This is a genomic window from Pseudomonas sp. P1_F7 (assembly GCF_056405655.1).
Window position 1 is genome coordinate 89,122 of record NZ_JBFUBR010000004.1, and the last position, 18,155, is coordinate 107,276.

The 18,155-nt window shown below is 49.8% G+C and carries 19 protein-coding genes; 7 read left to right on the forward strand and 12 right to left on the reverse strand.

What is annotated here, in order from left to right:
• Window positions 1-34: 34 nt before the first annotated feature.
• The 9 genes from AC1D1M_RS06640 to AC1D1M_RS06680 all read right to left on the reverse strand — a co-directional run bounded on the left by AC1D1M_RS06640 (window position 35) and on the right by AC1D1M_RS06680 (window position 7,669).
• The gene (locus AC1D1M_RS06640) at window positions 35-379 is read right to left on the reverse strand and encodes an ArsR/SmtB family transcription factor (protein ID WP_477775017.1); all 345 of its coding nucleotides are present in this window, start codon (window positions 377-379) and stop codon (window positions 35-37) included.
• Window positions 380-429: 50 nt separating this feature from the next.
• Window positions 430-1,554: an alkene reductase gene (locus tag AC1D1M_RS06645; protein ID WP_477775018.1), complete on the reverse strand. Its 1,125-nt coding sequence runs from the start codon at window positions 1,552-1,554 to the stop codon at window positions 430-432.
• Between the two features lie 182 nt (window positions 1,555-1,736).
• A complete protein-coding gene (locus AC1D1M_RS06650) occupies window positions 1,737-2,066 on the reverse strand; it encodes a thioredoxin family protein (RefSeq protein ID WP_477775269.1) in 330 nt (109 codons plus the stop codon).
• 74 nt (window positions 2,067-2,140) lie between these two features.
• Window positions 2,141-2,836: a DsbA family oxidoreductase gene (locus tag AC1D1M_RS06655; RefSeq protein WP_477775019.1), complete on the reverse strand. Its 696-nt coding sequence runs from the start codon at window positions 2,834-2,836 to the stop codon at window positions 2,141-2,143.
• A 66-nt stretch (window positions 2,837-2,902) separates the two neighbouring features.
• Window positions 2,903-3,526, reverse strand: a complete 624-nt coding sequence (locus tag AC1D1M_RS06660; protein WP_477775020.1) for a TetR/AcrR family transcriptional regulator — start codon at window positions 3,524-3,526, stop codon at window positions 2,903-2,905.
• Window positions 3,527-3,701: 175 nt separating this feature from the next.
• Window positions 3,702-4,475: an SDR family NAD(P)-dependent oxidoreductase gene (locus tag AC1D1M_RS06665; protein WP_223507978.1), complete on the reverse strand. Its 774-nt coding sequence runs from the start codon at window positions 4,473-4,475 to the stop codon at window positions 3,702-3,704.
• Window positions 4,476-4,573: 98 nt separating this feature from the next.
• A complete protein-coding gene (locus AC1D1M_RS06670; RefSeq protein ID WP_223507979.1) occupies window positions 4,574-5,128 on the reverse strand; it encodes an OsmC family protein in 555 nt (184 codons plus the stop codon).
• A gap of 386 nt (window positions 5,129-5,514) precedes the next feature.
• Window positions 5,515-6,078 carry a TetR/AcrR family transcriptional regulator gene (locus tag AC1D1M_RS06675; protein ID WP_477775021.1) on the reverse strand — a complete coding sequence of 188 codons (564 nt, stop codon included), beginning with the start codon at window positions 6,076-6,078 and terminating at the stop codon, window positions 5,515-5,517.
• Between the two features lie 106 nt (window positions 6,079-6,184).
• A complete protein-coding gene (locus AC1D1M_RS06680) occupies window positions 6,185-7,669 on the reverse strand; it encodes an amino acid permease (RefSeq protein WP_477775022.1) in 1,485 nt (494 codons plus the stop codon).
• A gap of 388 nt (window positions 7,670-8,057) precedes the next feature.
• Between AC1D1M_RS06680 and metC the strand changes: the two genes are divergently transcribed.
• Entirely contained in the window at window positions 8,058-9,227 is a 1,170-nt protein-coding gene (gene metC / locus AC1D1M_RS06685; RefSeq protein ID WP_477775023.1) for a cystathionine beta-lyase, read from the forward strand.
• Window positions 9,228-9,337: 110 nt separating this feature from the next.
• On the opposite strand, the gene AC1D1M_RS06690 is transcribed toward metC, so the two are convergent.
• Window positions 9,338-10,654, reverse strand: a complete 1,317-nt coding sequence (locus tag AC1D1M_RS06690) for a sigma-54 interaction domain-containing protein (RefSeq protein ID WP_477775270.1) — start codon at window positions 10,652-10,654, stop codon at window positions 9,338-9,340.
• 200 nt (window positions 10,655-10,854) lie between these two features.
• On the opposite strand from AC1D1M_RS06690, the gene AC1D1M_RS06695 reads away from it, so the two are divergent.
• From AC1D1M_RS06695 to AC1D1M_RS06705, 3 genes are read left to right on the forward strand one after another with little or no spacing between them, the layout of a single operon-like run.
• Complete coding sequence (locus AC1D1M_RS06695) at window positions 10,855-11,739, forward strand: MBL fold metallo-hydrolase (RefSeq protein ID WP_477775024.1); 885 nt, start codon at window positions 10,855-10,857, stop codon at window positions 11,737-11,739.
• A 31-nt stretch (window positions 11,740-11,770) separates the two neighbouring features.
• On the forward strand, window positions 11,771-13,444 hold the full coding sequence (locus AC1D1M_RS06700) for a bifunctional protein tyrosine phosphatase family protein/NAD(P)/FAD-dependent oxidoreductase (RefSeq protein ID WP_477775025.1): 1,674 nt from the start codon (window positions 11,771-11,773) through the stop codon (window positions 13,442-13,444).
• A gap of 2 nt (window positions 13,445-13,446) precedes the next feature.
• A complete protein-coding gene (locus tag AC1D1M_RS06705; protein ID WP_477775026.1) occupies window positions 13,447-14,277 on the forward strand; it encodes a sulfite exporter TauE/SafE family protein in 831 nt (276 codons plus the stop codon).
• 67 nt (window positions 14,278-14,344) lie between these two features.
• On the opposite strand, the gene AC1D1M_RS06710 is transcribed toward AC1D1M_RS06705, so the two are convergent.
• Window positions 14,345-14,527 (reverse strand): fumarylacetoacetate hydrolase family protein, encoded by a 183-nt coding sequence (locus AC1D1M_RS06710; RefSeq protein WP_477775027.1) that lies wholly within the window; start codon window positions 14,525-14,527, stop codon window positions 14,345-14,347.
• A gap of 100 nt (window positions 14,528-14,627) precedes the next feature.
• On the reverse strand, window positions 14,628-15,254 hold the full coding sequence (locus AC1D1M_RS06715; protein ID WP_477775028.1) for a TetR/AcrR family transcriptional regulator: 627 nt from the start codon (window positions 15,252-15,254) through the stop codon (window positions 14,628-14,630).
• A gap of 83 nt (window positions 15,255-15,337) precedes the next feature.
• Here AC1D1M_RS06715 and AC1D1M_RS06720 point away from each other — a divergent pair, with 83 nt between their 5' ends.
• The 3 genes from AC1D1M_RS06720 to AC1D1M_RS06730 all read left to right on the forward strand — a co-directional run bounded on the left by AC1D1M_RS06720 (window position 15,338) and on the right by AC1D1M_RS06730 (window position 18,027).
• Window positions 15,338-16,249 carry an alpha/beta hydrolase gene (locus AC1D1M_RS06720; RefSeq protein WP_477775029.1) on the forward strand — a complete coding sequence of 304 codons (912 nt, stop codon included), beginning with the start codon at window positions 15,338-15,340 and terminating at the stop codon, window positions 16,247-16,249.
• 119 nt (window positions 16,250-16,368) lie between these two features.
• Window positions 16,369-17,142: an SDR family oxidoreductase gene (locus AC1D1M_RS06725; RefSeq protein WP_477775030.1), complete on the forward strand. Its 774-nt coding sequence runs from the start codon at window positions 16,369-16,371 to the stop codon at window positions 17,140-17,142.
• Window positions 17,143-17,322: 180 nt separating this feature from the next.
• Complete coding sequence (locus AC1D1M_RS06730; RefSeq protein WP_477775031.1) at window positions 17,323-18,027, forward strand: OmpW/AlkL family protein; 705 nt, start codon at window positions 17,323-17,325, stop codon at window positions 18,025-18,027.
• Window positions 18,028-18,155: the final 128 nt, after the last annotated feature.

An 18,155-nucleotide genomic window follows, 5' to 3' on the forward strand; every position in this document is an offset into this window, starting at 1 on the left:
TGGGGCGTGCGATTGACCGACAGGAAAGTGTAGCTCACGCAGTGATGGAAGTATTGGTCGGACATGTCACCTCCAACTCCTCAAGGAGTTCAGTCAACATTGCTGACAGTTGCTGGTCTTGACGCTTGTAATAAGTCCACTTACCTACTTTCGTCGCCACAACGAGGCCTTGATCACTGAGAGCCTTCAGGCAAAGCGAAGTGGCCGGCTGCGACAGCCCGGCCTTTTCCTGAATGAGACTGGCACAAACGCCATAGACGTCGAAGGCGTATAACTGCGTCTGGTCATGGAACGCCGTAAAAGGGTCTTTCAGCCACACCAATACCTTTCTGCGCACTGGACTGGAGAGTATTTTCAGCGTCTCATTCAAATCCCGCATTTGGACTGGTTCCTACGCACGCAGAGTATCCCCGCTACAAACGGATTATCTTAAGCGTTGCAGAATGGATAGTCGATGTAACCTTCCTCTCCTCCGCCATAGAGCGTAGCCGCGTTAACCGGATTCAGTTCGAGCCCGTTCCTGAGGCGATGAGGGAGGTCTGGATTTGCGATGAAGGTGCGGCCAAATCCGAACAAGTCTCCGTAACCTTTGGCGAGAATCTCTTTTGCTTTCGCTTCTGTATAGCGGCCGGAATACATGATCGGCGCAGAATATACCTGGCGCAGCGCCTCGCGAAATGAAGCTGGTAAGTCAGGGGCATTCTCCCAGTCAGCCTCGGCAATCGACAAGTAGCCCACTCCCAGCTCCTCAAGAATCTTGGCCGCCTCGATATAGGTATGGTGAGGATCTTGCTCCACGAGGCCTAAGTAGACGCGCTCCTCTTCTGTCGTCTCGAACAACGGAGCGAACCGCACCCCTACCCGGCCACCACCGAAGACACTGATCACTGCTTCGCAGATTTGACGAAGGAACCTAAGGCGGTTATCCAGCGAGCCACCATATTCATCGGTTCGGCGGTTGGTGTGCTCGGAAATGAACTGATTAACCAGATAGCCGTTGGCGCAATGAAGTTCGACGCCGTCGAAACCAGCTTTTTTAGCATTCAATGCGGCTGCGCGATAAAAACCAACCAGCTCTTTGACTTCCTCGGTCGTCAACTCGATCGGCTCACTTGGTTCAGCAAGTGCACCAGCTTGCGGGCCTGTTTCGATAAAGACTTTCACTGCTGTGGCACGGATGGCGGATGGCGCGATGGGGGGACGGTTATCGGGTTGGAGACTGGTGTGTGAAACCCGGCCAACATGCCAAAGCTGGCAGAAAATAACGGATCCTTCTTCATGGACAGCATCGATGACTTTGCGCCAGCCTTCTACTTGGGCATCACTGTGAATTCCCGGAGTCCAGGCGTAGCCCTGCCCGCGTGGTTCAATCTGGGTTCCCTCTGTGACCATGAAGCCTGCAGTTGCCCGCTGCCGATAATAGGTGGCCATTAGGTTGTTGGGGATATTACCCGGTTGAGAAGTTCTGGATCGGGTCAGCGGCGGAAGAACAATCCGGTTTTTAAGCTTCAGGTCGCCTAGGGCAAGAGGTTGAAACAGGCTGAGGTCAGTCATGATGACTCTACTAGAATGAGCGGACACACACATTAACACATTCGAATGTGTGAATGTGTTTGCTTGCTTCTACAGCCTATTCGCTGACCGTATGCATCCGGCATCTAGGCCAAGGCACAGTGCGCACCCGAATTTCATGGGCCTCATAGCCGCACGCCGATAACCAGTTGATCTGTATTCTCCTAGAAGACATCCTTCAGCTCAGAAACGATTGCCTTTTTCAATGCGGCAACCGAACGAGAGCCGGCCATAACCAAGCGTAACCGCCCTTCGTGAAAAATCGCCAAGGATGGCACTGACCGGATGCCATACATTTGGGAAATCGTCGGCGAAACAGCCACATCAATCCTTCCAAACACGGCGCGAGAATGCAGCTTTTCTGCTAGGGCGTGAAAGACCGGCTTCATTTCCTGGCAAGGCTTGCACCAAGAAGCCGAAAACATCACGACACTGCTTCCTTTTGCGATGAATCGGGCGAATTTTTCAGCGCTCAAATCTACAATAGGGCTCACGTGTACCTTATCCATAACGCCACTCCGAAATCAGAGATTGCGGCACCAACAGGTACCGCACAGTCTCACCAGCATTAATTACATCCATCAATACCGCAGACCTGACCGCTGAACGATTCATCCTCGCCATTGGATTCTAAATACATTTTATTCAATGCTTGGAGGAAAGCCTCTTGAGGCTGAGCCCCCGAAACAGAAAAGGAATCGTTGAAAACAAAAAACGGAACGCCTGAGCCGAATTGGGCGACTGCGCGCTCGTCTTCCTGCATCTGAAGGCGTAATTCCTTGGATGACCAGGCGAGTCGAATCGACTCATCAGATACCCCTACAGATTTTGCTATCGACTCTAAACTGCCTCGGTCGAACAGTGACTTACCCTGGGTGGTACTTTGCTCATAGAGCGCTTCCACCAGGTTCTTCTTCACCGCTTCATCTTCAACCGCTTTGACCAACACATGCGCATCTGCAGTATCGCCAAACAGCATGGTTTCGAAACGGTAATCAAGCCCCGAAGACTGGCCATATTGCTTCACTGTACTCATCATGCTTACAGCAGCGGCTGGACTACCCAATTTACGTTTGAGGGCCCCTACCATAGGTTCAGCAACGTGGTTCGGGGCAAGACGGTACGCTCTAACGTTGACTTGAACACTGTCCTTGTAAGGGAAGCTTTCAAGCGCTTTTTCAAAACGACGCTTAGCTACCCAACACCAAGGACAGACGTAATCAGACCAAATATCCACTACGAATTTTTTCGAAACACTACTCATAAATCACTCTGTATTTAAGGAAATGAAAGACGGCACAGCTGATTGAGCGAAGACTAAAAGCGACTGTTAACAACTCAGTTGATGACCACTGGCATGTTTGATCTCCCGAGAAGACATTGCAGCTGATCGCTCTAGCGATTCGAGTAAGCAGTCGAACCCTGTCAATGGATCTGCTGATCTACCTAATGTCCAATCAATGAGACTCGCCCCCTCTAATGTGCTCAATAGCATGAATGCATAGGCTTGAGCGGGTTTGGCCAATAACCACCCTTTCTGAATAGCTGCCTCACTGATGGTTCTCTGGAGCCAGTCAAGTTGCGTCTCGAAAAATAGCCTAGTAAGCACCTGAAGCGATAAAGGTAGTGCAGCCATTTCTGCCGCCAATGCGCCACACAATGGTAGAAGCCCTTCATTCGCACTGATGAGGAAAAGACGGGAAAACGCTCGAAGCCGCATCATAGGATCCCGATCAGCGTCTTCGATTGACCTCATGGTCGTTTCGAAGCGATTGATAGAGTCCTTGATCAACTCTTGACCGAGACACTCTTTGGTCGGGAAGTGATGATGAATGCTAGCTTTTCTAATACCAATCGTCGCGGCTAGATCAGCATAACTAAATGCTGAGTAGCCCCTCGACCTCATCTGGTTTTCCGCGACTTTTAACAACGCTACTTTTGTCGAAACTGACATTGAAAACTCCTGCGGCCAGGTTTCAGCCGCCCTACACCAAAAGCTGGCAAGCTGCTGCCGGCTGGGCCAGTTGTATGGCCTTTGATAAACGTTCGAGCCATTTCACCTCCCAGCACTCTTGGTGATGGAATGGAAGTCGTCAAAGACGACCTCCATCAGATAGCGATATCTGAAATCAGGCCCGAACAGCCATAATTCCAGCATCCACGTCCCAGATAGCGCCGGTCACCCAGGACGTCTTGTCCGACAGCAGGAACACGATGGTGTTGGCCACATCTTCCGGAACGCCGACACGCCCCAGTGGGTGGAAATCGTTCAGCGACTTCATCGCTTCCGGGATCGCCTCTTTGTCCATGAACCCTTCATAGATCGAGGTGTGAACGATCCCTGGCGAGACGGCGTTGACGCGGATACCCGAGTGAGCCAATTCAATTGCCAGGTTGCGTGTCAGTGCATGCAGACCTGCCTTCGCCATGGAGTAGGCGGAGGCCGGCGAACCTGCCAAAGCAGCCTGTGCACCGATGGAGCCGACGTTGACAATTGACCCTTCACGCTTGGCAGCGAGCATGTTCTTGACTACTGCCTGGGTGATGAAGAACGTCGCACGGTTGAGAGACAGGTACATGTCGTACTCAGCTTCGTCGTGCTCGGTGAAGGCTTTGGGAATGAATATGCCAGCGGAGTTCACCATCAGGCTGATATCGCTATGCTTGGCATTGATTTCGTTGCGGACGAAATTCATGCCCTCTTCAGTCATGAGGTTTGCGACAATCACGGACACTTGGCCAAGCGCACTGAGCTCGCTACGGACGGCCTCTGCCTTGTCTTGTTTACTGCCTGTCAACACCACACTGCCGCCTGCTTTGAGCACCATGCGGGCAGTTTCCAGACCCATACCACTGGTACCACCTACAACAAGCAGTTTTTTACCTTTGAAAAAATCGCTCATTTCATACTCCAGTCAATTACGTTTCCGAAAGTTGTAATGCCAGGGTTTTTCGTCTCCTGGCGATCCTCGGGTTTGGAAAGTCACAAACCCAATGAAAATTAGTCCTCACGAACCTCGAGGGTTGGCACCATGCGGATGGCTTTCGAGAAATTGGCGTAGTTGACCGAAGTCTTGAGCACATTCTTGTGCAACTCTTCCACGCGCTCACGGGGTGCGTCGGTGTGCAGGCGAACTACAAAGCTCACTTCGTCGTAACCCGGGTTAACGCTCTCGTCGAGGCCCAGGAAACCACGCAGATCAAGGGTACCGTCCGTCTCGATTTCCAGGCTGTGGATCTTGATGCCCATCATGGCGGCGTTGGCTGCATAGCCAACCGACATACAGGCGTTGAGCGCCGCCATCAGAAGTTCTTGGGGGTTCGGTGCCGAGTTCTGGCCCAACAACTCATTTGGCTCATCGGCGACGATTTCGAAATCACGGGAGTAGGTTTCACCGGCCAAGCTGTAGCGGCTGACTTTCGCCACAGAGCGAGTCTGGCCTTTCCACTGGGTCTTGACGTTAAAGCTCGCGTGACGCTTGGTCGCATCCTCAGCAACACCTTGGGCAAACTGCTGCAGGGCGGCTACGTCAATACCATTCAGGTTATTTGTCATTAGGTAAGTCCTCGGTGGAACGCATTTTTTGCGTGTGGGTTGATGTTCGACGAAAGAACTCTACCAACTGGTAGGTTGGCTTGCAATAAATTTTTTCCGAACGGCGGAACCAACCAAATCACTAATGAGGCAATCGGCGCTCAAGCCTCATTAAACGTAGCGCACAGCAAAGCACCGCTTGTCCGAACGGACAGACGGAGGAAGCGTCTGAATAGGAAAGCAAACCTAAAATTTTTGTGCTTGAGCGGAGAAATACTGCTTAGTAGAGAAAACCTACTGTGCTCTGGAGGGATAACGAGGATGGGCCCACCTAAAAAGATGGGCGGAAACGATAACCTGAAAAGAGATTTGCAAGCTAAATAATAACAAAAGGTTATAAGTGTAAGTTACGACACGATAATATTTTTCAGAATTAAATCAAACCCGGACTGATCGACCACCTTGTCGTTGAGTGCCCAAGAAACAAAACTACTACCTTCAAGCAAGCTCAAAATAGCTCGTGAAATCTCTTTAGGATTTAGATCATCTTTTATAACTTTCTGGGATTGACCTATTACTAGGTTACTTTCCAACCAGGCGATATGTATTTCGAAGAATTTTTTGGTCAGCTCTTTAAGGCTGTCAGGTAGAGCAGAAAGTTCAGCCGCAAGCGCACCGCAAAGAGGTAGCATTCCATTTTTTGAGCTATCGACAAACAGCGCTGAAAACTCTTTCAATCGAACGATTGCATCGGAGCTTTCTTCGTTTATTAGCTCCAAATTCTTGGCAAACCTAAAAAGATAGCTCTCAATAACGGCAATTCCGAGCCCTTCTTTTGTAGGAAAGTGATGATGAATACTCGCCTTTTTTATACCAATTTCGTCAGCCAAATCAGCGTAGCTAAATGCAGCATAGCCTTTGGTGCGCAGCAACATCTCGGCGGTGGTTAAAAGGTCGGAACGCGTACTCATAAAGCCTACCTAGATTTTTTGATAAAAACATATTAACCGCCTTAGGGAAATCGTTCAACTCAGGGCGATGGGAGCGTGTCATAAACACGCTCCCATCGCTGTTAAGCTAGACCCCTACCTGACTGGAATTACCCTCAATTTCTTCCGAGCCCTTTGCTTTGGAACGGACGGCTTTCGACCAGCCCAGCATCAGCGCTCCAGCGACTAACGGTATAGAAAGAACGGTGTATGTTCCGTTGGGATAATCGAAGCCCAAGAGAACCAATACCAAGAGCAAAAAACCAAGAGTTAGCCAAGAGGTGAACGGTGCGCCAGGCATCCTAAATGAGACCATCTCGACCTCACCTCTTTTCACAGCGCGACGGTAATTTATTTGAGATAAGACAATAAAGGCCCACGTAGAGAGAATCCCCAACGTTACCAGATTTAACAACAGTTCAAATAACTGAGATGGGATCAAGAAATTTAAAAGCACACCAAAAACGTTAATCCCCATGGTAACCAAGATCCCCATATAGGGTACCCCTTGGGTGCTCATACGTTTAAATAGTTTTGGCGCTGACCCACCCATGGCGAGCGACCTCAACACGCGCCCAGTTGCGTACAAACCAGAGTTGAGACTTGAGAGCGCGGCCGTCATGACAACGATATTCATAACGGAGCCGATGCCAGGAATACCAAGCGCTTCAAAGAAAGTCACAAACGGACTGACGTTAGCGCTATAGGCTGTCCAAGGCAGCACAGTAACAAGCAAAAATACCGACCCCACATAAAACAGACCTATCCTCCAAACCACACCATTGATTGCTTTAGGGATAACACTCTTAGCATCCGCCGTCTCACCGGCAGCGGTTCCCACCAGCTCTATGCTCGCATAAGCAAAGACGACGCCTTGCACAATGATGATTGCTGGCAGAAGCCCATGAGGAAATATGCCCCCGTTATCTGTGATCAAATGTAAGCCAGGAATATGCCCCGCAACCTCATGGCCCGTCGCAAAGAAAAACGATCCGATCACCAAAAATATACTGATAGCCGCGACTTTTATGACGGCAAACCAGAATTCCATTTCGCCAAACCATTTGACACCGACCATATTCATCAATGTCACTACGCCCAAAGCGCTTAGCGCGAACACCCACTGTGGAACATCCGAAAACACACTCCAGTATTTCATATAAATAGCAATCGCTGTTATATCAACAACACCTGTTAACGCCCAAACCACGAAATACATCCAACCCGCAACGAAAGAAGCACGCTCCCCCATAAACTCCCTTGTATAGGATACAAAACTCCCACTACTTGGACGGTGCATCACGAGCTCGCCCAGTGCTCTCAAAATGAAAAAAGCAAACACCCCACAAACCAAATACACCAACGCAAGTGCAGGCCCTGCAATTTGCAATCTAGCCCCAGCACCCAAGAACAAACCAGTACCGATGGCTCCACCTAGCGCCATCATTTGCACATGACGTTTCTTTAAATGCTTTGAGTATCCGCTTTCATGGGAATCAAGCCAGTTCGACCTATCTTTTAGTTCGCTACTGCACTGAACTGCTGATAGGGATTGTATTTTTTGTTTTTTCATGTTTCACCCAAGCGATTAATTTGCAGTTTTTTTTCTTATCCATTGCAAACTTAACTTCTTCCTCCCATTCCAAACGGGAAGTGCGAGAGAAGCCTTGAGCTCACAGTGCCGTGAAGGCACTAAACCTCTCCCGCCCAATTCCATTGCGCGCTCAGATCATCGCCATTAGGTCGACCAGGTAGCAAAATCTTGAGACACAAAAAACCTACCATCCACATGGTAGCCATGCAATCCATATTTTCATCTATTTTTAAATCATTGTTTTTCAACGAATTTAAACAACATGCCAACCTTGTGGTAGACATTTAATAGAAATGGCATTTTAATCTTGAATCTGCGGTAGCTAGCACGCAACCAAACCTCAGCAACGCAAGAACTGGAAGCCGGTATGAAAAAATACAAAACCGTACAAACCCTACTTGCCCACGCCTCTATCGAGCCTGAGCAGCATCATGGCTTCGTGAATACACCGGTTTACCGGGGCTCTACCGTAGCTTTCCCTACGTGTGAAGCAATGCGCGAAGGACGCCAAAAATACACGTATGGCCGGTGGAACAACCCTTCGACGGAGGCATTGACTCAAGCCCTCCAGCAGTTGGAGGGAGCGGAAGGCACGGTTCTTTGCCCTTCAGGGCTCTCCGCATGTACGACCGCCATACTGTCCGTGGTCGGGGCCGGGGATCACCTGCTAGTTGCCGACAACGTGTATTCGCCGATCAGGGCTTTTTGTGAGCAAGTTGGTCACCGCCTTGGAATCGAGGTCTCGTTTTACGACCCGACAATCGGTGCCGGCATCGTAGATTTCCTCAAGCCAAACACTAAAGCCATCTATACCGAATCTCCTGGCTCCTTGACTCTGGAAATACAAGATATCCCTGCCATAGCCAAGATTGCCCATGATAATAACATCCTGGTTATCGCAGATAATACTTGGGGTACACCGCTTTACTTTCCATCACTCGAACTTGGCGTGGATCTTTCCATCATGGCCGCGACGAAATATATCGTCGGTCATTCCGACGCTGTTCTTGGTACTGTTTCGGCCTCAAAGCGTGCGTGGGATAGTCTCAAGCGATTCCATTTCAACATGGGCTTGTTTGCCAGCCCGGATGACGTGACGCTGGCACTTCGGGGGCTGAGAACGCTAGATGTACGACTTGAACGCCATTATAAAAATGCGACGATTGTGGCTAAGTGGCTGGAGACACGGGAGGAAGTTGAGGCGGTTTATTATCCTGCATTAGAGTCCCACCCCCAGCACAACCTATGGAAAAGGGATTTCAACGGAGCATCAGGTCTACTATCCTTCGTTACCAAACCCTCCAAGCAAGCAGCGGCAGACGCTCTCCTAGACAGCTTATCCTTGTTTTCAATCGGCTACTCTTGGGGTGGCTTTGAGAGCCTGGCAATGATCGCAGATCCGAAATCCGTGAGAAGTGCCACGTCCTGGGAGATAGATGGGCACCTTGTGAGGCTTCATATTGGTCTCGAAGACCCGTCTGATCTTATCGACGACCTAGAAAAAGGCTTTGCGAAATTCAACATGCTACGTGGTTAGACTTCAGTCGGCTAACTATAAGCACGGCCCTTTACTGGGCTGTGCTTGCATGGACGCCATAATATCTAACCGCACATAAATCATACTTCGATACTACTGACCGTTAAGGCTTATTTACCTACTTCCAATAGCTGTAGCCGCCGATAAAGCGTTCGCTCACTAATTCCCAATTCCTTGGCTAAATCTGCTCGCGACCCCTCAAATCCATTAAGAATATGAGCCATGCTTTTGATGGACTTGCTATTTCTATTAGTTTTTTTGTGCTGCGAGGCGTGGCCAGTCACATACGAAGGTAAATCTTTTTCCCTAACAACACCGTCATCGCTGAATAGGCGGGCTCGCTCCAGGATATTTTTCAGCTCCCTAATATTCCCGGGAAATGGATAAAACATGAGACGCTTTAATGCTGCATCGTCAATTTCAGCCCGACTGCCAGGTGCGATTCGTTGTAGATGACTCTCTATGAGCAGCGGTAAATCGTCGATGCGCTCCCTCAATGGCGGAAGCAGGATTGGAAATGCACTAATTCTGTAATAGAGATCTTCGCGAAAAGTGCCTAGTTCAACCATTTCCTTCAAAGGCTTATGAGTTGCGACTACAAGACGAAAATCAGAATGAATCGTCCGCAGACCACCCACAGGTCTAAAACTGCCCGACTCAATCAGACGCAACAATTTGACTTGCATTGAGAGAGGCACATCGCCGATTTCGTCTAGAAAAAGCGTACCGCCATGTGCTGCCTCCGCTAGCCCAATTTTTTTACTCAGCGCGCCAGTGAATGCTCCTTTTTCATGGCCAAATAATTCACTCTCGAACAACGACTCTGAAAGGCCGGTGCAGTCGACGACAACCAGAGGTGCCTTTGAGCGCGGACTCCCCATATGGAGTGCCCTGGCAAACAGCTCCTTACCTGTACCCGACTCACCTTGCAAAAGAACGGGAATCGACGAAGGTGCTGCTCGCTGAAGCGCACTCAACGCTTGTTTAAATGACGGCGACACGCCCACTAGCCCCTGCTTTTGCGGCTGCGCAGAAGCTAAGTCAACGGTGATCAATCTTTCAACATAAGCCACCACTTGTCCTTGCCCATCCAAAATAGGGCGTAGCTCCACATCAACGTGCTCGGGCCCCCGGGGAGTATGGTGGATGTGCAATACCCTTTCCGCAGCATGGGTATCAAAGGCCTTACGCATTGGACAAAGCTCACCCGCCTGATCGCAGGGAACCGCATAGCCATGCGAAACCTTGAAGCACTTGGAACCAACGTGTTGTTTACCCTCAACACCAAAATGCCGTTGATAGGCGTTGTTAGAGGCAATGATGTTGTACTCAACATCTAGCACGATGGTGGGTCGGTCATCGTGCTCAAGATACGAAACCAACGCCTGAACATCGACATGGTTAGTAGCGATTAGCTCTCCGTTCATCATCTTCTCACCCAGGCACATACATTCTCTGCTGCCAAATACTGCCACACACTGCCAGATGACTGCCAAAAAAAATGGCAGAGGAGAATTTCTTACGCTAGGAAAACGTGAAAACCAACGGTTTAGAGCGGTCGTTGGAAGTTTCAGATCTGGCATGGATATTGAAATAGCTGACAGAGCAGCCATTCAGGAACTATCCAATGCATTTCGGCGAAAAAATACTGGTAGAAGAATTCTTTGACGAAGCGACATCAACCTTTAGCTACCTGTTGCTTGATCGCTCAACCCTGCAGTGTGCGCTCATCGATAGCGTGCTTGATTACGATCCGAAATCGGGCAGTACAAAAACTGAATCAGCTGACAAAATCGTAGCGCGTGTGGCGGAGTTAGGTGCATCCGTTGAATGGATCCTTGAGACACATTTACATGCCGATCATCTGACTGCCGCACAATATTTGAAACAACGCCTAGGCGGAAAGATAGGCATTGGAAACAGAATAAAAGACGTTCAAAAAGTCTTTAGCCACTTGTTCCATACGGAAGAGGAGCTTAGAAGCGGTTCCGATCAGTTTGATACTTTGTTTGATGACAATGATACGTTTCATATCGGCAGCTTAACCGCCCAAGCATTGCATACGCCTGGGCACACACCTGCCTGTATGACCTATCTTATCCAGGAGGAAGGAACAGGACTCGCGTTTGTCGGCGATACGTTGTTCATGCCCGATTACGGCACAGCAAGGTGCGACTTCCCTGGCGGGGACGCTAGAACACTCTTTCAATCAATAAATAAGATTTTAGCGCTTCCTGAATCAACCAACATTTTCATGTGCCACGATTATCGCCCCAATGGTCGACCTCTTGCGTTTATTACCAGTGTAAAAGCACAAAAGCAGGAAAACATTCATGTTCGAGTAGGTACAAGCGAAGAAACGTTTGTGAGCATGCGAGAAAAACGAGATGCAACACTGGATATGCCAGTTCTAATATTGCCATCCGTCCAAGTTAATATGCGAGGCGGCAACATGCCAGAGCCAGAGACGAATGGCATCCGCTATCTAAAGATACCGCTCAACACGCTTTAACCTTGCGTAGTAACCCACGGAAAATAACACTATGAATACTTATAAATTAAGTTCGGATTTTTCTATTGCGCCGCAACTGACCGTGGTCGATGTGAAGCAACTGGCTGAGCTCGGGGTTCGTACTCTCATCTGCAACAGGCCGGATGGCGAGGCACCCGACCAGCCAACACATGTAACGATCCGCAAAGCAGCCGAAGCAGAAGGCATGACGTTTCACTACCTGCCCACCCAAGCATCGGCCATCGCTGATGAAACGGTAGATTCCTTCGTCGCAATTTTAAAGGAAGCGTCGAGACCTATGGTTGCCTACTGTAGAACTGGCACCCGGTCAGCGATGCTGTGGGCGCTCTCTGAGGCAGGCAAGCAGAGTCTGTCCGCCATTCTCGAAAAAACCAAGAGCGCACAGGTGGATATTTCTTCACTTGTACGCAGAATCAGCAATGGTGGACGCACCGTTAAAACCATGGCTACAACTCACCACCAGATCGTCATTGTTGGTGCCGGTTCTGCAGGCATTGCCACCGCAGCCAGTCTGAAGTCACGAGAACCGAATCTGGATATCGCACTAATCGACCCTGCCGACGCGCACTACTATCAACCTGGATGGACTATGGTTGGAGGAGGCATCTTCGAGGCTGAATCTACCGTAAGGACTATGGCATCTGTCATGCCTCGTGGTGTGACCTGGATCAAAGCAGCGGTAACTGCTTTCGACCCACACGCCAATGCCGTCATCCTCGATGGCGGTAGAGTTATTCAGTACGACCAGCTTGTCGTCTGCCCTGGCTTGAAGCTCGATTGGTCGGCTATCAAAGGACTGACTGAGACATTAGGCTCCAACGGCGTAACTTCTAATTATCGCTACGATCTTGCGCCTTATACCTGGAAACTTGTCCAGGAACTCAAATCAGGCAAGGCCCTCTTTACACAGCCGCCAATGCCAATCAAGTGTGCGGGTGCGCCTCAGAAAGCGCTCTATCTCTCATGCGATCACTGGTTGAAAAACGATCGTCAGCAGATAAAAACGCAATTTTTCAATTCCGGCGGCGTGCTATTCGGCGTTGCCGACTACGTCCCTGCCCTCATGTCGTACATGAAAAAATATGCAGTCGACTTGAAATTCAGCCACAAGCTGGTTGCCGTGGATGGCCCCAACAAACAAGCGACTTTCGAACGCACCAATAAAGATGGGAGTACCGAGACCGTCTTGGAGTCGTTTGACCTCCTCCACGTCGTGCCTCCGCAGGTTGCTCCTGACTTTATTCGCTTAAGCCCGCTAGTCGATGAGGCGGGATGGGTCGACGTTGATCCGACGACCTTGGCTCACCGCAAATTTTCCAATGTTTGGGCATTAGGAGATGTGGTGAATACCACGAATGCGAAAACCATGGCGGCCGCACGTAAACAAGCTCCTGTCGTAGCGCACAACGTCTTGGTTAACCTGGGAATGAAGCAGCATCAAGCTGCGTATAACGGCTATGGCTCCTGCCCTCTGACGGTTGAGCGCGGGAAAGTTGTTTTGGCCGAATTTCTCTATGGCGGAAAACTAGCGCCAACGTTTTCCAACTGGATCCTGGATGGGCGCAAACCCTCTCGCTTGAGTTGGTTTCTGAAAGAGAGAATTCTCCCGCCGTTCTACTGGCACTGCATGCTGAAAGGGCGTGAATGGTTCGCTGACTCGGAAGTAAGTCAGGCGGAGCATTAAATATGGATGAGCACAGCATGCTGACCGTCGTTCTTGGCGCGGTCATTGGAGGTGTTTTGGCCATGACTGGTGCAGGCGGGGGAATCCTCGCCATTCCTGTATTGGTTTTCGGTCTAGGTTTATCCATGACTCAGGCGGCCCCCGTCGGGCTGCTAGCAGTGGCTTTAGCTTCCGGCGTCGGAGCTGTGCTCGGATTGAAGCAAGGCGTCGTTCGATATAAAGCAGCAGCCTTCATCTCGTCGATTGGAATCGTGGCTGCGCCGCTAGGCTTACACCTGGCTCAACGCATTCCCAACAAGCCTCTCGCGTTGGTTTTTTCGTTAGTCCTCGTGTACGCAAGCGTGCGCATGTTGCGCAATGCAAGTCGGGAAATCCGTAATGGCGGTGCCGCTCCACGACGCGAGGTGTTGCCCTGCGTACTCAATCCCGCAAAGGGGCGGTTACGCTGGACGCTGCCCTGTGCTCGAGTATTGGCGTTTACCGGTTTCACGTCGGGCCTACTGTCAGGCCTACTGGGTGTCGGAGGAGGATTTGTCATCATTCCGGCCCTGACGCGATACACCAATCTGGAAATGAAAAGTATTGTCGCTACTTCTCTAGCGGTGATCGCCTCGGTTTCAATCGGCGGAGTGATTGCAGCCGCTATCAGCGGCGTTATGTATTGGCAAGCAGCGGTACCGTTTGCCGCCGGTGCGGTTTTAGGGTTGATCGCGGGAAGGCTGCTAGCGCACAAGCTGGCCGTTCCTCGTTTACAACAGGCGTTCTCAATCGTCGGTATTCTCGCGGCCATCATGCTGGCAGCCAGCGTATTCGGTTCAGGTTCGGGATCGTGACATGCCAGAGCAATTCTTGTACCAGCAAGCGCCTCCACTCAGAGGCGCTCATACACTGAGTTATGAATCAACTTGCCGGCACAACCTTCTGCCGCTGCTCTCCCAGGCCGTCAATCCACACATGTACCTGATCGCCCGGGTTTAACCGCTGGGGCTCCGGTTTCATCCCTATGCCAACCCCCGGTAGAGAACCTGCGCAAATTACGTCACCTGGCTGCAATGTCATGTACCGACTGCGATCAGAGGACATCGACGAGATATTCTTTGATGATTGCTGATCATTTCTGGCAGTTGACCATAGCGCATGGTCAATTCCCTTCCCCGTATTGAAAACATTGGTTCGGGCATCGTCAGCTTCCTTGGGAAGTGAGGCCTTTAATAACGATGGTCATCCATTGCGCCAATAACCGTTCCATCAACTCCGGAGTTGTCGGAGCTGAATCCGCTCGCCACATTAAGCTCAGGACGCCATTGGCTGCTGCCCACATCGAGGTAGTGGCAAGATATGGGTCTACGGTCGGATCAATCGAACCGTCAGAAATGCCATCGGCAATGGCGGCTTCCATTTTGCTGTTTTGGTGCCTTACCAACTCGCTCACACGCGATAAAGCTTCTGGCTCATTAGGAGGATCCGCTAGCAACCGGAACTCATTTGGGCGTTCAAAAGCGAACCGAAAGTAACCTTTAGCAGCCATTTCAAGTCGCTCTAAAGGCGTCCCAGCTGCCGCATAAGCGGCATCCATGTAGGCCTTGTTTTCCTCAAAGGCCCTTTCAGCAACTGCCATAAGCAACGCTGACCGTCCGCCAATTCGGTTGTAGATGGTCTGCACAGCAACGTCTGCTCGTTCCGCAACGGCTTCGAGCGTCAAGGCGACTGCTCCGCCCTCCAAAATCAGGGCTTCGGCGTTTTCGATAATTGCTAATCGCGTGGCTTCAGCCTTGCGTTGGGTGCGTGTGGGAGAGGTGATTTTTGTCATGGCGCGAGTATACATGAAGAAATTTATTGTAAGGCATTCCAATTTTGGAATAGCATCAAAAAAAAAACAACAAGGACTCCACCATGCCCCAACGTCTAGATGTGTCGTTTTTGTCCAAGGGCGCAAGCTGCGCCGCCTGGCTGTACTTACCAAAAGAGCCCTCCCCGCACCCGGTGATCGTGATGGCTCACGGTCTTGGTGGAGTGCGAGAAATGCGCTTGGATGCGTTTGCTGAGCGGTTCCGCGAGGCTGGGTATGCCTGTCTGGTATTCGACTACCGAAACTTTGGGGCGAGTGAAGGTGAACCTCGGCAACTCCTAGATATAGCGAGTCAACAGGAGGACTGGCGATCAGCTGTCGCCTATGCCCGCGCTCATAAGGAGTTGGATTCTACAAAGGTAATACTGTGGGGATCTTCTTTCAGCGGAGGACATGTGATCCACACTGCCGTTGCTGACGGAAAAATCGCAGCGGTAATTGCCCAGTGTCCTTTCACCGACGGCCTAGCGTCATTTTTCAAAGTCAATCTGCTGACTTCGCTCAAATTGACCATGCTAGGCGCAGCAGATATGGCTTGCTCGATACTTGGTATTGCGCCAGTACCGGTCAAAATTGCGGGGCCAAAAGGCTCTGCTGCACTTATGACGGCCAAGGATGCCGAATCTGGTTACCTCGGATTGGTACCAGGCAAATTCCCTTTCAAAAATTACGTAGCCGCGCGTTTTGCGCTGTCCATCGCGTTTTATCGACCGGGAAAGAAAACACCAAAGCTTTATTGTCCCATTTTGTTCTGCATCTGCGAGACGGATACCGTTGCCCCTGCTGGCCCCACACTGCACTACGCCAAACGAGCTATGGATGCTGAGATTCACATTTTCCAAGAAGGCCACTTCGATATCTATGTCGGCGGGGCCTTTGAGCGAGTTATCGAGAAGGAAATTGCATTTCTCAAACGCCGTGTCTCACGTGGCGCGGCAAGATTTCACCCCGCATAACGGAGTAAACGCATCCCCTAAAAAAAGAAAACGGCCAAGTACGTTTTTCCAAGATAACTAACAGTCGCCAAATTAAGATTAGGTAACTGGCTTATGAATTTTCATATGAAGGGATAATAATGAATAACAAACCCACTGTATTCATCACTGGCGCAGCCAAAGGCATTGGCGCGGAAACGGCTTTAATGTTTTCCAAGCAGGGATACCGTGTAGCCGCAACCGACGCCAACGAAAAAGATCTGGAAAAGCTAAAGAAAACTTTAGGAAACGAGCATTTTTATCGTCGGCTGGACGTAACCAATTCTGAGGACTTTGCTGCGATTCTGAAAGAGTTTGCGGTAGAAAACGGCGGAGCAATTGACGTACTGATCAATAATGCGGGGATAGCTTTTATTGATGACTTTGAAAAGATATCACTTGAAAAACATCTTGCATTAACAGACGTGAATATTAAAGGGGTGCAAATCGGAACCTTTCACGCGCTTCAATACTTAAAGAAAAGTTCACAACCGTCAATGATCAGCATGTGCTCTCTTAGCTCAGAGTATGGAGTACCGAGTGAGGCCTCATATTCAGCGAGTAAGTTTTGGGTAAAGGGATTTACTGAGGCGATCAACATCGAATGGGATCGCCATGGCATTTACGTATGCGATGTAATGCCCAATTTTGTTGCAACCCCTATGATGCAAGAATTAGACGGAAAAATTGTAAAATCAATTGGCATTAAGCTTAACGCTGATGATGTAAGCGCTACCATCTGGAAAGCAGTACAGAACCGCAAACGCATCCACTGGGAAGTAGACACATGGCGCCCTCGCCTACTCCGCGCCATTAATAAACTGCTACCAAAAAACGTTCGCAGAGCTGCTATGAAACACCTAAGTGGCTACTAATTAACCATAAAGCCAAGACACCTCATCACGCTGCAAACTTGTGTGCCTCGTAAAAGATTTTCGGCGCGTGCAGCTGCCTGACTGTACTCACCGCATACTATGTTCCTGCAACAAACGATTGTTAGTCACCCCAAAAATAAATCCAATAAAAGGCTATTCCAACTAGCCTGGGAGATAACTATGACCAGCAAAAATAAAAATAATATCTTGGTGACCCTGCTCTTTATTATATTTTTCTGTTCAAGAGCCCACGCGGAATCCGATCAGCCTATGAATGCTGTGAAATTAGGGTTTGCTGACATTCACTTTCACACCAGCACAAGCGATTTAGAAGGCCCAGCTGGCACGACACCATCAGGAATTACAGCGAACATCAACAACACCCAAACGCTAGCAATAATCTATGAGCGTCAAATTTCCGGGCCTTGGTCTATAGTCTTACAAGGTGGCGCACCTCCAACCTTGAAAGTTGATGCTACCGGCACGGCAAAGTCGATTGGTAAAATCGCGACTGCGAAAGCTTGGTTCCCAGCTGTGATTCTGAAATACACCTTTCGCGATGTTTTTGGTCTTCGCCCCTATATTGGAGCTGGAGTGAATTATACATTCTATACCGATAAGCATATGACCGATGCTTATACAAATGGATTCGGTGGCACATCGAGCTCAGCCAAGCTGGATGATACCTGGGGCGGTGTGATGAAATTTGGTGCGGAGTTTCCTCTTTCCGACAATTGGGTATTTGACGTAGGGTACTCTCATTACTGGATAAAAACGAAGGCCACTATTGCCACAGAAACACCGGGCGCCGGCACGATTGAAAGAACTATCCAAGCCAAGGCTAATCCAGATGCATTTGGTTTGTTGATCGGATACAAGTTCTAAGTACACTCTAAGTTAATACCAAAAAAATGATACTCAATAAGCTCAAGATACCTCCTTATCCTTCCCCTTACTCTGTACCGGTCAATCGACGTTGCGTGCCGGTTGATTGGTATAGGTAAATCCACCAC